This is a genomic window from Acidaminobacter hydrogenoformans DSM 2784, from assembly GCF_900103005.1.
Taxonomy (GTDB): domain Bacteria; phylum Bacillota; class Clostridia; order Peptostreptococcales; family Acidaminobacteraceae; genus Acidaminobacter; species Acidaminobacter hydrogenoformans.
On record NZ_FMWL01000016.1, the window covers coordinates 25,206 to 38,765 of the forward strand.

Annotated in this window: 11 protein-coding genes; 2 read left to right on the top strand and 9 right to left on the bottom strand. The window is 49.5% G+C overall.

What is annotated here, in order from left to right; translation table 11 throughout:
• A complete protein-coding gene (locus BLP63_RS12660) occupies positions 1 to 717 on the top strand; it encodes a class D sortase (RefSeq protein ID WP_242870907.1) in 717 nt (238 codons plus the stop codon).
• 233 nt (positions 718 to 950) lie between these two features.
• Here the strand turns inward: BLP63_RS12660 and BLP63_RS12665 are convergent, their stop codons facing one another.
• The 9 genes from BLP63_RS12665 to BLP63_RS12705 form a co-directional block, all read right to left on the bottom strand.
• Positions 951 to 1,958: a hypothetical protein gene (locus BLP63_RS12665; RefSeq protein ID WP_092592156.1), complete on the bottom strand. Its 1,008-nt coding sequence runs from the start codon at positions 1,956 to 1,958 to the stop codon at positions 951 to 953.
• Between the two features lie 47 nt (positions 1,959 to 2,005).
• Complete coding sequence (locus BLP63_RS12670) at positions 2,006 to 2,635, bottom strand: metallophosphoesterase (RefSeq protein WP_092592158.1); 630 nt, start codon at positions 2,633 to 2,635, stop codon at positions 2,006 to 2,008.
• 175 nt (positions 2,636 to 2,810) lie between these two features.
• Entirely contained in the window at positions 2,811 to 4,235 is a 1,425-nt protein-coding gene (locus BLP63_RS12675; protein WP_092592160.1) for a C4-dicarboxylate ABC transporter, read from the bottom strand.
• Positions 4,236 to 4,311: 76 nt separating this feature from the next.
• Positions 4,312 to 4,782: a pyridoxamine 5'-phosphate oxidase family protein gene (locus BLP63_RS12680; protein ID WP_092592161.1), complete on the bottom strand. Its 471-nt coding sequence runs from the start codon at positions 4,780 to 4,782 to the stop codon at positions 4,312 to 4,314.
• Positions 4,783 to 4,897: 115 nt separating this feature from the next.
• Entirely contained in the window at positions 4,898 to 5,464 is a 567-nt protein-coding gene (locus BLP63_RS12685; protein WP_092592163.1) for a DUF4256 domain-containing protein, read from the bottom strand.
• 50 nt (positions 5,465 to 5,514) lie between these two features.
• Positions 5,515 to 6,456 (bottom strand): dimethylarginine dimethylaminohydrolase family protein, encoded by a 942-nt coding sequence (locus BLP63_RS12690; RefSeq protein WP_207646471.1) that lies wholly within the window; start codon positions 6,454 to 6,456, stop codon positions 5,515 to 5,517.
• Positions 6,457 to 6,725: 269 nt separating this feature from the next.
• Positions 6,726 to 8,078, bottom strand: coding sequence for an aspartate aminotransferase family protein (locus tag BLP63_RS12695; protein ID WP_242870908.1), 1,353 nt, complete (start codon positions 8,076 to 8,078; stop codon positions 6,726 to 6,728).
• A 16-nt stretch (positions 8,079 to 8,094) separates the two neighbouring features.
• Complete coding sequence (locus tag BLP63_RS12700; RefSeq protein WP_092592165.1) at positions 8,095 to 9,408, bottom strand: Na+/H+ antiporter family protein; 1,314 nt, start codon at positions 9,406 to 9,408, stop codon at positions 8,095 to 8,097.
• A gap of 354 nt (positions 9,409 to 9,762) precedes the next feature.
• Positions 9,763 to 11,208 (bottom strand): sigma-54 interaction domain-containing protein, encoded by a 1,446-nt coding sequence (locus BLP63_RS12705; protein ID WP_170829448.1) that lies wholly within the window; start codon positions 11,206 to 11,208, stop codon positions 9,763 to 9,765.
• Between the two features lie 162 nt (positions 11,209 to 11,370).
• On the opposite strand from BLP63_RS12705, the gene BLP63_RS12710 reads away from it, so the two are divergent.
• The gene (locus BLP63_RS12710; RefSeq protein ID WP_092592169.1) at positions 11,371 to 13,479 is read left to right on the top strand and encodes a flagellar export protein FliJ; all 2,109 of its coding nucleotides are present in this window, start codon (positions 11,371 to 11,373) and stop codon (positions 13,477 to 13,479) included.
• Positions 13,480 to 13,560: the final 81 nt, after the last annotated feature.

Genomic DNA, 13,560 nt, shown 5'->3' on the forward strand with positions numbered 1-13,560 from the left:
ATGACAAAAAAGCTGAATCGTGGAGAAACACCAAGAATGGCTGTGAAAGCCCGGGCATATAAAAAAAAGAACCGTCTCCTGACGCTGCTCTCTGTTTGCCTGGCGGCTGCAGGGGTCGGCTTGACAGGGTTTGCGCTCTATAAGCTTGAAATGCTGCCCTTCAGTCTCACCGCAGTTGAACAAACTTTGGTCGTCAATCAGGATTTGTTCGTCGAGCAGCAAGAAGTTTTTGTGAATCTTAAAAACCAGCTTCATATTCCAGAAGCATCGATTCACAGCACAAAGCCCGAGAAATCGACAGCGTTCCAAAATATCATGGAGGGCGACTTCATAGGCACCCTTCAGATCCCAGCGCTGGACCAGTCCTTTCCTATCCTACACGGCACCAGTGACGAACACCTGAAAGCGGGCGTTGGTCATTATGCACAAAGCGTGATGCCCGGCGAGGAAGACAACTGTGTTCTTTCCGGACATCGCGATACAGTTTTTTCAGATCTGGGAGACTTGATTGCGGGGGACCTGTTGATCATAGAAATGGCGGATCGTCTGTTCACCTATCAAATCAGCGGCACACGCATTGTCGACAAAGAAGACCGTACAGTGATTGTTCCTACTGATCATGCTGTGCTTACCCTCACGACGTGCTATCCCTTTGCTTTTATTGGAAACGCTCCGCAGCGGTATGTTGTCACGGCGGATTTGGTGGATAACGAGTAGCATTTGGCGAAAAGCCTGATTGCTTTGTAAAGCTTTTCTGCCGATGGTCATACAAACAGCTCCACAACAAAAATGTTATATTTTGGAAGTCTATATGCTTTATTTGCCCACCATTGATGTTTTGATGGTGGGCTTTTTTTGTTTTGTTAATGGAAAAAGAAGGAAGAAAAAGGAACCAGAAACTGCGCCTATCGCACCGTTTTCCGAAACGCTCCTCACACCCCTTCTCCCCCCTATTTCCTCGTCCCCAAAATCCTTTCCTCAAGCTCCGCCAGCGCCACTTTCGTTTTTTCATCCAGCCTCGAATATACTTCCGAGCGGGCTTTCAGCGCCTCCACTTCCCTGCTGGTCTTCATTTTATTATTCATGATCTCTCGCCAGTAAACCTTCTTGTTCTTGATGTAGAGATCATAATCTACAATCCGCGTGCCATCGGAAAGATGCTCAAGGCCAAATATAATTCTTTTAAATTCGCTTGGCTTAACAAAGGTAAGAAAATGGACACTGTAAACTTCTACAGGAAAGAGAAATTTTGGATAATCCTTTGACCAGGCCTCACCAATCACAATACCGAGCTCGAGAGAATCCAGCACCTCCATCAACCGCTCGTGATGCAGCTGAAAAGCGCCGTACACATCATAAATGCGTATTTCAAGCTCATGCCAATCTTTCTTGTCGAGCCCGCTGTTCAAGTAACGAAATGCTTCCATGGTCAGATCACGATGAAGCGCTGCGTAATCCTGATTCAGGCTCAGGAAGTTGTGGTGCATATCGCTGAACTTAGCGGTCCGGCTGAGGGGTTTGTCCGTTAACCCAATAATTGTGGTGGCTTCACAACCACTCTCAATACAGTAATTAAACGACCCCACCTTACCGCCAAAGTCCCTTTGAATACGCAGCAGCATTTGTTCCATGTCGCCTACTGCTCTCATGAGAACCGTTTGCGGCGCCGGCCTGATCGCATCAATCAACCGACTCCCATTTTGCTCAACCAAGCGGCAAAGTACCTTCGCCACATCATTTCTGATTAAGAGCGCATCCGTCACATCGCTTTTATTGACATTTGGCTTCAGCTCAGAGAACAAGTAAATTATTGTATTGAACTCATCCGACTTATCAAAGATCACATCCACATCCAAAATCTCAGCTTTAAATTTTTCGTTCATAAAATCAATGAATTCACATCGCTTTGAGGTGCCAATAAACAACATACGCGGACCATTTCTAAGCAGGGATACCATTACTTCACCTCCAAATGAACTGCAGACTAAAGACAACAGACAACAGACTACAGACGCAACCTTTTTCGATTCAACCGCTCATTATCCGTGCCTATTGGGTACTTGATCACAAAAACCGCCCCCGTAGAAAGATCAATCAAATGCATGGCCTCAATACCGTTAAGATTTTTTGCCTTATAAGACTGAAGACTCTTTAATGATAAGTCATGACCGTAAAGCGCGAAGTCAGGCATTTTCGACGCCGCAGCATCAAACGCAGCATCATGATAGTGAGCGCATAAAATTTCATTGCCATGAAAGCTTTTTATGACCGCATCCTGATATACCTCTGCGCGGCCAGCGTGCTTGCTGACGACCTTAAAATTGTCATGGTTCCCAAGGGTGAATACCACCGTTTCAGCAGCGCTTTGATTTACAATCCGCATGAGCTTTATGACCGCTTTCTCATAGCTGTCCAGCAGGCTCGGACGATTTTCAAGCTTCAAATCATCCGCAAGGTCCCCGGTGTGAATGATAACATTGGGCTTCAAAATGTCCAGGAGCCGCTTTAATTCTGGATAGAAGGAACGTGGCGTATCGGAAATATGAAGGACGGTCGGACCTTTCGCGTGGAGGGCTGCTTGATCGATACTCACATGCCCCATCATCTGCCACAGCAGCTTCTTGATCGTCTTCATCACATCCCTCCAAACCCGGATCCCCCCGGAATTATCTAACGGTTCTTACCTTACACTATAGTATCACTTATGAGGATGCTTGATGTAGGTTGAAAGACCATCGGCAGCGCTTCTTTGAGCTTTAAGCTTTTAGAAACATTTTATACCGATGGTCACCACGCCCCAACCTCCCACGCTACACCCACCCCACCATTCTCAAGCCTGTGATCACAACGATTAAAACGCTGGACGTCACCAGCACGTAAAGCCCATTCCATTCCAGACCAACCTGAAGGGGAGACCGGGACGACACCCCGGACAACGTGATCACCGTTGCAGAGGTCGGCGACAGCGTGATCCCCATAGACCAGCTGATCCCCAGCAGAAGGGCAATGTAGGTTGACGTCACGCCAAAATCAGAACCCTGAATGGTTCCGCCAATAATCGTAATGGGGATAATAGGGTGAACGCCAAGGGCCGACAAGACGACAATGCCAAAAACCACGACGACCGCCAGTAAAAAAGCACTGTCCCCCACGAGCCTTGAAAGGGCTACAGGTATGTAATTCCCAAGCTCTGAAAAGGTGATGCTGCTTGCAAGCATCCCGGCACCTACAAACAAGACGATCTCATTGCTCAGCTTCGTCAAACGGTTCTTGAAGTAGGATGTCTTGATGTCATGGATCAAAACCGGCAGCCGGCCAATGAGCCCCATCCAAAGAAAAGGAAAGGTCAGCGCCGCCATGGATACCACAATGACGGTTTGGATGCCTGTCACTACTGAGATTACAGCAATAGCTGCAATCAGAACGACACTGAACGCGCCAAGCTCAATAATCTTGTTCAGCTTCGAGCCGCCCTCCAAATGATCCATTGAATGGTCCATTGAATGATCCATTAAATGCGCTTTCGTGTCCTCAGGCAGCACGTGCTTCAGAGCTCCGGATTCATTCTCCTTAAACTTGGTCATGGCATAGCCAATAATGCCGCTAATCACACCGCACAGAATCCCCAGCGGCGCAAACCGCCCCCAATTGGCCCCTGATACCTGGATCACCAGGGCAACAGCGGCCGTCGTTGGCGCCCAGATCGCACACGTGGCGAAGCCCCTGCTGATCGCTGAGCTCATCAGCTTCTTGTTGCGGCTGATCTCACTGGCCTGAACGATTTGATAAACCAAAGGCACGACCGCGAGGTTCACGAGCACCCCGACAAAGGCGGAGGTAAAGCTCACCATGACATAATAACGCCGGTTCGTATAAACATATCTCCTGAAAAAATCCTGCAGCGCCGGATAATAGCCCCCATGCCGGATGGGGATGCTCAAAATGGGCACCATGGTAAACAGCGCCACCAGGTACAGGTTGCCCGTGAGCGCCTGCTTCCAGACGCTGAGCGGTGCCCGGTACAGGAGAAACAGCACTGCGCTGAGACCCAGGGAAGCGTAGCCAATCACTCTGGAAATGCCTGAAATGGCTGGCAAGCTGAGCAGCATGACTGCAATCATAAGCACGAAGCACAGCTCATTTACCAGCTCGGATTTTAAGAATAAGTTGCTCAAATACAAAAGTGAAAGGCCAAAAGTACTTAAGCTGCGGGTGCGTGTAATAATCTCGGTCATGATGCCCTCCCCTCTGTATGTCTTACCTTTTGAATAACGGCCAACTGTTCGCTGCGGTTTTTCCCCTTCAGGAAAATTAGAGATGCTCTTTGCAAGAAATTTTTTCCACTTCCAGCTTAAACACGCAAACAGAATTCAGCATGGCCTCGGAGAAGCTCCATTGGCTTTTTCCCGTGGTCTGCAGCATAATCTGACGCAACGCGGCTTCTTTTTCCATATTGTCTGTAACAAAGCTGATGGTGCCGCTTCCAATTACACTCTTGAAACGGGCGGAGTGACTGCAAGCCTGCGCATGCGCGACCAGCTCATAGGCCGTATCCATCTCAAAGCCGACTTTGGGACCCCGGGCAATCAGATCGATTTTGCGGCCTTCCCGTGCGCTATGGAAATAGAGGGTGCGATTCTCTCCTTCGGACACATAACCAAAGCTCAGCGGAACTATGTAAACTTCGCCATTGTCATTAAACCCGACCCGGCAACAGAAGCAGGCGCGCACTATTTCATCCATTGTTTTGGTGTCCTTAATTTCTCTGTCTTTTCGTCTCATTAAAAAAGCCTCCACCGCTGACCTATATTGGGTTATAAGACGACCATCGGCAAAATCCCTAAAAGCACAGGACGCTGCCGATGGTCTTGCTATTTCAATCCGAGGTTACTCAACCTCACACCCTGAGCGCACCGCGAAACCCTCTGGAGGCATAGTAAGACTCCGCACCATTATGGTACACAAAAACCGCATCATAGCGGCGGTCACAAAAGAGTGCGCCCCCGAGCGTTCTGATCTCGTCCGGCGTTTTCACCCAGCTGGACGTTTTAGTATCAAAGCTTCCAACGGTCTGCAGGTGCCGGTATTGTTCCTCCGTTAGAATCTCAATCCCCATGTCCTCCGCCATACCTAAAGCGCTGTCTTGCGGTTTATTTTCTTTCCTTGACTCGAGCGCTTCACGGTCATAGCAGACGCTTCTGCGACCCTTGGGGCTTTCCGCTGAGCAGTCATAAAAAATGAATTCACCGGTTTGTTGATCACCGCTGATCACATCCGGTTCACCGCCGGTTCTTTCCATTTCGTAAAGCGACCAAAGCTTCTCTTCATTTTTTTCAAGCTTTTCTTGTACCGGAGCCCATTCAAGCCCCTGATGACGGTGCCTGTTTTTCTCAAAACGGCTTTTCAATAAGCTGAGTAATTCTGCGCGCTGTTCTGGTGACAATTTCGCTTTTTCTTTTTTCAACAAAACCCGCTCCTTCTTATAGCTTATACAATTTGATTTTGGTGCGCCGCCTATCCCCTTTTCAGGTAGGCCGTTATGCAGTGAATCGCGCCGCGGCCTTTAAGGATTTCTGACACATCCACGGGAATAACCTTGATGCCGTTGTCTTCCAGCAGCGCCTGCGTCCTCGGATTTCCCTCAGGCATCACCACCAGCCCTGGCTCCAGTGCGACAAAATTGCACGCGAAGGTGGAGCGCACTTCCGTGGTCGACTGCGCTTCAAGTATTTTGTACCCTTTCTTTTTCAGCACATTCAGCACGTCATAAGGCACCTGCGAGGCATGGACCAGCACCGCGTCATGACTCGCGGTGTTCATCAGGCCGTCTATATGAATGTTGCTGTAGGGCTGCTGCATGTGCAGTATATTGGAGACGCCCATTCTGCGGAGCTCTTCAGCCACCTGGTCATAGCCGCTGCGGTTGCATCTGCTGCCTGTCGAGATCACGCAAGTCTCACGGTCCACCCACATGGCATTGGCACCTTCGAAGATTCCGTCACCATTTATGGTCTTAATAATGGGAACCCCCAATTTTGCCAGGGCCTGGGCGACATACCGCTCTTCTCCGCGGCGCGCAGACATGCCTGGCCGTGAAATTATGGCACCTTCAGGTGTCATGAGCATCAAATCTCTGCAAAAAACGGCATTGGGGCGGTCTTCCCTTTGCTCTTCCACATAATGAACCGCGACGCCATGGTCTCTGTAAATGTTGGCAACCGCATCATGCTGCATGCGCATTAACTCAATGTCGACAGGCGCTTCCGAAAAGCGGACCTCTTTGGCATCAAATTTCTCGATCTCCTTGCCCGGGCGCCGCATCAGCACTGCCCTCAGCTTGTCCACTTCCGAGGAAACGCCCCAGTCCCCCCAGTATTCCTGCATATCGTCAATAAACTGAGTCTCCTTTGGGAACCATTTTTCTCCGGGTATTGCGTCAATGTCCATAGTCTTCATGCCAGCGACCTCCTGATGTTTCATCTGGTTTCATTATATCGTAAATTTGTCTGGCCAGGTGTTCGTGTTAAGTTGAAATAATAAAGCCGGTCAAAGATTTTTTCTGCCGATGGTCTCCCAACTACAATATATTTTTATTGTAAATCAACTTCAGGCACAGGCTACAAAACTTTGTACAAATTTGGAGCAACACAAAGAAAAGGCCTTACAGCCCGCGAGCAAGCCCATATCTGAACCTGCCCCCAACCTGCAAAGCCTTTCCTCGCCCCTTACCAGCCTTTTACAACCGCAAGGGCTTCATCTCCAAGCTGATTCTTGCTATAAGCTTTGACCGCCCCTTCCACAATGTCGACAGCCTTTTCCGCTGTAGCTGCATCCAATATCAAAGGCGGCTGAATCCTCAGCACATTCGAGGATAGAAACAGCATCAGCAGACCCTTCTGAAAGCACTCATAAGTAATTTTGACTGCCGCTTCAGGATCCGGAGTTTTCAGCTCTCTGTCAGCTAATAATTCAACGCCAATCGACAGACCTCTTCCCCGCACATCCCCAATGACTTGATAGTCCTTCATCAGCGCTCTGAATCGACTTTTCAAAAAATCTCCCATCATTTTGGCATTTTCAATCAAGCGCTCTTCCTCAATCGTTTCAATGGTTGCAAGGGCAGCCGCAGCTGCAACAGCGTTTCCCTGAAGCGTGAACAAATGCGCCGGCATTTCCAGCGCATTGGAAATCTCTTCCCTTGCAACAACGGCACTGATGGGAAGACCAGAGCCCAGCGCTTTACCCATAACCACAATATCTGGCTCGAGATTGAAATGTTCAAATGAAAACCAGCGCCCGGTCCTGCCCATACCTTGCTGCACCTCATCCGCGATCAGCAAGATGCCATGCTTTCTGCAGAATCGCTGGAGTGCTGTCATATAAGCCTCCGGCGGTTCAATAAATCCCATATCCCCTGCGATGGGTTCAATGAGAATTGCTGCCGTTTCTTCCGGTACAATGTAAGTCGAAAAAGCCTCTTCCAACATGGAAAAACAAGCGAGTCCACAAGTGGAACGCGCGTGCTCCAAAGAGCACCGGAAGCAATTCGGATATGGAAGGTGCTGAAACCCAGGGAGCAAGGGACCAATGCCGCGTCGCATTTCGTGGCAAATAGCGCTCGCAGAAAGCGCGCCAAAGGTCGAGCCATGATAGGCGCCCATAAAGCTTACAATGCCTGGGCGTTTCGTATAAGCTCGGGCAAGCTTGATCGCACCATCTATGGCGTCTGAACCCGAGTGCCCAAAGCTGACCTTCTTTTTATAATCCCCTGGAACGATCCTACAAATGGCCTCGGCCAGTTTAACCTGAGGCTCGGCATAGAGATAGTCGCAGGAAAAGTGAATGTACTGATCCAGTTGTGCCTTGATGGCCTTTAGAACCCTTGGATGGCTATGGCCTGTGTTCAGCACCGCTGCACTGCTTGAGAAGTCAATATAGTCATTCCCATCCAAATCAGTAAAGCAGCTTCCCTTTCCACTTTGGATGACCATCGGAAAATAACGGGCTCTTGAAGCCCCGCAAATCACTTGATCATCTCTTGAGACAACCCGGGAAGAATTGTACAGGTTCAGCGCCACACCGCCGCCTCCTTTCCTACAGCATCAGCGCACCAACTATACCAAAGATCACGAGCGGCACGTTGTAGGCCACAAAGGTTGGGACACAAGTATCCCAGATATGATCGTGCTGACCGTCTGCATTGAGACCCGCGGTTGGCCCCAAGGTCGTATCCGAAGCCGGGGAACCCGCATCACCAAGCGCCGCAGCCGTCGCGATCAATAGAATGGTCGCTTTTGGACTGAACCCCAGTGCCATAGCCAGTGGAACATAAATAACCGCCAGAATTGGCACGGTGCCAAAGGAAGTCCCAATACCCATTGTAATTAAAAGTCCAAGCAAAATCATGACAGTCGCAGCAACGAGCTTACTGCCGCCCATCATCGCAGCAGAGGCCGTGATCAGGGATTCAACACCACCCGTTGCCCTCATGACAGCCGCATAACCAGATGCAACCAGCATGACAAAGGCAATAAAACCCATCATGCGAATACCACCATCGATCATATCACTGACGTCGCTCCATTTAATTGCCCGCGTCACGACCATGATGGCGAGACCGACAATCGCGCCGAGCGGCAGCGAGCCAAGGGTCAGCTGAACCACCAGAGCCGACGCGCCCGCCAACAGCGTAATATAGTGAACTGCCGTTACCTTGTGTTCTTTTTCGGCAATGTCGAAATTGACATCATCAATGCCTGCCACATCTTTGTACACTCTTTGCTTTCTGTAGAAAAACATTGCGAACACGAAGCCCGTCAGCATGGCAAGACCTGCGACCCAGTTCGACTTCCAGATCATCTCCATAGTGACTTCCATCCCGCTTGCAGCCATCTGATCCTTGATAATGCCATGGTAAATGATGCCGTAGCCAACAGGCAAAGTAATATAAGGTGCCTTAAGGCCAAACGCAAGTGCAGCGGCGGCTGCGCGGCGATCCAGCTTTAGCTTGTTCATCAGTGGAAGCAGCGGTGGAATTAAAATTGGAATAAATGCGATATGTACCGGTATTACCGTGCCGGATAAAGCAGCGACCACCGCGAGAATGATCAACAAGACAAGTTTCTTCCCTTTGATCCATTTGGCAATCATCAATGTCAGCGCCTCAGCTGCCCGCGTCTTGTGAATAGCTGCAGCAAGCGCACCTAAGAGCACATAGCTGAGCGCCGTCTGTGCGTTCCCACCCATACCGCCTACCAAAGCGTCCATGGTCTCCCCCAGCGACATGCCGGCAACGGTACCTCCCACCAGCGCCGCAATGATTAACGATAGGATGACGTTGAGTTTGAGAAGACATAAGACGGTCATGACCACTACCGAGATCACAACAGGATTAAATAAAACCTCCATAATTTCCCTCCTATTTATGCCATTCGATCAAAGCATTGTTTACTCGATTCAAGTTCTCCAGACCACTCACTGTCTAATTCAGCAAACCTGATCCACCCCATTCTTTTCGATAGTTTTCAGCGAGCCTCTGCAGTCGTATTAAGTAGTAATGCAAATTAGATGCCACATTGTTTCACTTCAATTCAAACCCTTGAAATGACAGCAACCAGTGACTTTGTACGCCTCTTCCCGACTCAAAGACAACCAAAAACCCGACCCTAAACGACGGCTTCCTGCTCGTTTTGGGTCGGGTTGTCTATTTTTTATGCGCTATGTGTCTATTTGTTATGCATTTCGCATATTTTGTATGCACACCTACACTCTTGTTCTCGTTATATTCAGCTTTTTCATTCTCGATGCCAAGCTCTGCCGTATAATGCCTAAGCGTCTGGCCGCAGCGGAAAGATTCCATCCGGTGGCCTCCAGCGCTTCAAAAATACACTGGGCTTCAACGGCTCTCAACTTATCATTGAGTGACAGATTATTTGATGACGGTTCTTTGTCCCGATCCAATGTATAACGAGGTACCTTACCGAGAAGCATGGACAAATGCGGCGGCAAATTTTCGAGCTTTAACATGCTTTGGTCTTCCGTGGCGCGCAGCACAAGGTTTTCTATGACATGCTCCAGCTCCCGCACATTCCCCGGCCATCTGTATGAAAGCAGCAGATCCTTCAGCTCCGGCGACAGTCCCTTGACCTTTCGGTTCATGGCATCACTGCTTTTTTGGATGAAGTGATCCGCCAATCCCAGAATTTCGCTGCGTCTGTGCCTCAGCGGTGGAATATACAGACTAAGCGATGCAATCCTGTAATACAGATCCTTCCTCAGTCTTCCGGATTCTATGAGGTCATAGGGGTCTTCGTTAACGGCGCACATTATTCTGCACCGTACCGGAACCATCACTGTGCCGCCCACTCTGTTGAAGCGCCGCTCCTGGATGACCCTAAGAAGCTTTGCCTGCATTGCGACTGGCATAGAATTCAACTCATCCAGGAATATGGTCCCCTCGCCTGCTTCCTCAAAGATCCCGCTGCGATCCACCGCACCTGTAAAAGCCCCTTTTACCGTGCCAAACAAAATCCCCTCCAGCAAGTTTTCCGGAATCGCCGCACAGTTAATAGCGAGAAACGGCGCCTTGTTTTTCTTCCCATAATTATGGATACTCTGTGCATAGACTTCTTTCCCTGTTCCCGTCTCCCCTGCGATCAAGATGTTGTGCGCCATCCAGGCAAGCGTCTGCGCCTCATGGATCAACTGCTTCGTCACCTGGCTGTCCCCCACAATGTCAGAAAAAGTGAAGCGGGTGCCATTCCCATGCAGCGTTTCCTTTTCCTGCCCCTTAGGCAGCGCTTGAAAAAACTGACGTTTGAGCTCAATAGTCTCCTCTAACAGGGCATGCAGCTTAGTCTCATTCTTGCTGACAGAAAAGACCCCAATCCGCCGTCCATTCTCAACCACCGGATAAGTGCTGTAGGACACATATTTGGGCGTTCCATTCTTATAAGCATGCGCTTTGTATTTGTCGAGAATGGGTTTTCCTGACTCCAGAACAGTCTGATGCTCAGAATGATCACTCGTGCCATACTGATATGCCTCCCAAAGATACTTGCCCACCATATTACTGGCATCATGATCCTCGAGCTGCTCCTGCGCAGGGTTGTACGCCACAATTTTTCCCGCGGCATCACTGATGACGATTCCGTCATGGACAGATGCAATGATCTTCTGATAGATTTTGAGCTGATCCAGTGTGTCCATACCCCCACCTCCTGAACAGATATTTTGCCGATGGTCGCCTCCGGCCATCCCCCTCAGTATAGCAAAGATTCTCGAAAATCACCAAATGCATCGCTGAATTTGAGTCATTTGATCCTCTCAAAAGGGTAAGAATAAAGCAATCATTTGAAAGGAGATGAGAAGATGAAACGCTGTCTGATATTCCTGTTGCTGCTCCTCGTGATCTCTCCCTACCCCTCCATCTCCGGTGAGGTTGTCTTTGGAGATGAGCGCCTTGTTTTCGATACTGTCGTGGGATACGATCTGAACGAAACTGGTGCAGAGGTGCTTCAGCTCTACTATGCCAATGACTTGTTGGTTCTGGCCACCTTTGATGAAGGCGCCGACGGTACCCCAGAGAACCTCCTGCGCTATGGTGATGATGATACCCTCATGGCGGCTCATCGAGATACCACGGGGGATGGCAAGCCAGACCTTCTTTATAGTGTGAATTTCGATGGCACGCGGACACCCATAACCTCCGGCACCGCGTTTTCACCGCTCCAAAAGATAGCGGTCGCAGGAGGTGTGCTCCTGCTCATAATGCTGCTTATTTTCCTGCTTCGAAGAAAAAGAACAGCCGCCCTTCTCCTCATCTGTTCCCTGACAGCGACTGCCCTGCCTTGGTCATCAGCCGAGGGCATTACGGATGAGGACTGCAACATAAATGAATCGGCCTTTAATATGGACTGGCTCAAATATTCGGATATTGACGACCGGATTGAACTGATCTCCAGAAGTCCTGAAGCTCAGGAGGTCGTACGGTTTTCGGATCAGATCCGCGAGCATTACGAAGCCATGTACCGACTGACCGAGGCTCTCACACTCGAGGAATATAAACGGCAGGAGGCAAAAAACACCAAAAATCTCCTGGTCCGAAATCTAAAAAACAATTATCTGAAAGCCTTTATGAGACTTTCCTATGTTACTTACGAAACGATCAAGATGGCGCGCGGCAATAAAGATGCCGTGAAAAAAATACTGGATACCAGCACCGCAGGCGTGCAGATCCTGACGAGCTCCTACAAGATTTTCAAGAGTCTTACACCGCCCGAAGCTACAACTGGTGCGAAAAGCGCCTCAGATCGCGCCTCTGGCATTGCAAACTCCGCTGTTCTGGAGCTTTTCGATAGTGGCTTCACCGCCAAGGATGTCACCGTCAACCTGATCAACGATCTGCAAAAGGAAACCTTTGATGTGGTGAAGACCGTAGACAATTGGGACGACCCCAACCTATCAGAGGCTGATTTCCAGCTTCTGCGCGACCAACAGCTGCGCAATAAAACTTTTGATGCACTGATCGCCACCCTCGATAAAAATATTGAAGAAATTCGCGATGAGATTTCCTTCCACGAGGAAGCGGTCCAACTGGCTGAAAGCGATTATCAGACTTCACTTGCCGCCGAAAAAGAACGCGTACGACAGATGCTCATTGAGGACTGCAAAAGACAGAAGGAACGTGATGAGGACAGCCAGGAAACTGGAGAAGCATCCATAACACCTCCATCAACAGCTGTTGATGAAACCATTGGAAAAGTACCCACAACACAACAGCTCGCCGGCTTCTACAACGCTGTTAGCGACGCATGGGTCTCAGATCCCGAGAACGGTGTCCAAAACATTTCCGGTGTCAGCACGACAGAGTTGCGTTTCGAAGGTGAGAAAACATTAACCTTCGTGGATTTCACCAGCGATACGCTCACAGGCGTCCCTTATGATCCTGAAACCGGCCACTTTGAGCTTACGAGTTCGAATCACGACATCACCTACACCCTCTCTGGCCGAGCCTTCTTCGATGGACCAAACATTGCCCTTGAAATGGTCATAGACGGCGGTGATGGCGCGATCGCCTTCCATTTTGACGTACATGCCACGAAGCATTCGGGCACTCCACTAACCAACGGTATCCCTCCGCTTGATGCCCTGCCCGGTCTATATAGCATGAACGCCCAGACCGTTGATACCCGTGATGGTGAGGCAGAGCGAAATAACCAAACCCTCGAAATCTACGTGGAATTCGTGAATGGTCACGTGGTCTTCGGTGATTCGGCGGGATTTTTCACTCGGACCCCCATCCCGTATAACGCCACTTCTGGCACCTTCTCCTATCAAGAAACCTTTGAAGATGTGACTTTGGAAATCAGTGGACAGGCCTATGTCGTAGACGGTATCCTGCGCATTGAGATGCATTCACTTCAGACAGAGCCCGAGGGAACATTTGAAGGGCAGTACGTAATGGAGAAGTTTGAATGATTGCCGAACATTATCCTTTTATGCATTCTCATCTCAATTACTCACTTACATATGAACTGTTTCAACCTTGTTCTCAGTAGT

Coding starts and splice junctions, on each gene's coding strand:
- BLP63_RS12660 (WP_242870907.1), top strand. CDS start 1: ATGACAAAAAAGCTGAATCGTGGAGAAACACCAAGAATGGCTGTGAAA.
- BLP63_RS12665 (WP_092592156.1), bottom strand. CDS start 1,958: ATGGTATCCCTGCTTAGAAATGGTCCGCGTATGTTGTTTATTGGCACC.
- BLP63_RS12670 (WP_092592158.1), bottom strand. CDS start 2,635: ATGAAGACGATCAAGAAGCTGCTGTGGCAGATGATGGGGCATGTGAGT.
- BLP63_RS12675 (WP_092592160.1), bottom strand. CDS start 4,235: ATGACCGAGATTATTACACGCACCCGCAGCTTAAGTACTTTTGGCCTT.
- BLP63_RS12680 (WP_092592161.1), bottom strand. CDS start 4,782: ATGAGACGAAAAGACAGAGAAATTAAGGACACCAAAACAATGGATGAA.
- BLP63_RS12690 (WP_207646471.1), bottom strand. CDS start 6,456: ATGAAGACTATGGACATTGACGCAATACCCGGAGAAAAATGGTTCCCA.
- BLP63_RS12700 (WP_092592165.1), bottom strand. CDS start 9,408: ATGGAGGTTTTATTTAATCCTGTTGTGATCTCGGTAGTGGTCATGACC.
- BLP63_RS12705 (WP_170829448.1), bottom strand. CDS start 11,208: ATGGACACACTGGATCAGCTCAAAATCTATCAGAAGATCATTGCATCT.
- BLP63_RS12710 (WP_092592169.1), top strand. CDS start 11,371: ATGAAACGCTGTCTGATATTCCTGTTGCTGCTCCTCGTGATCTCTCCC.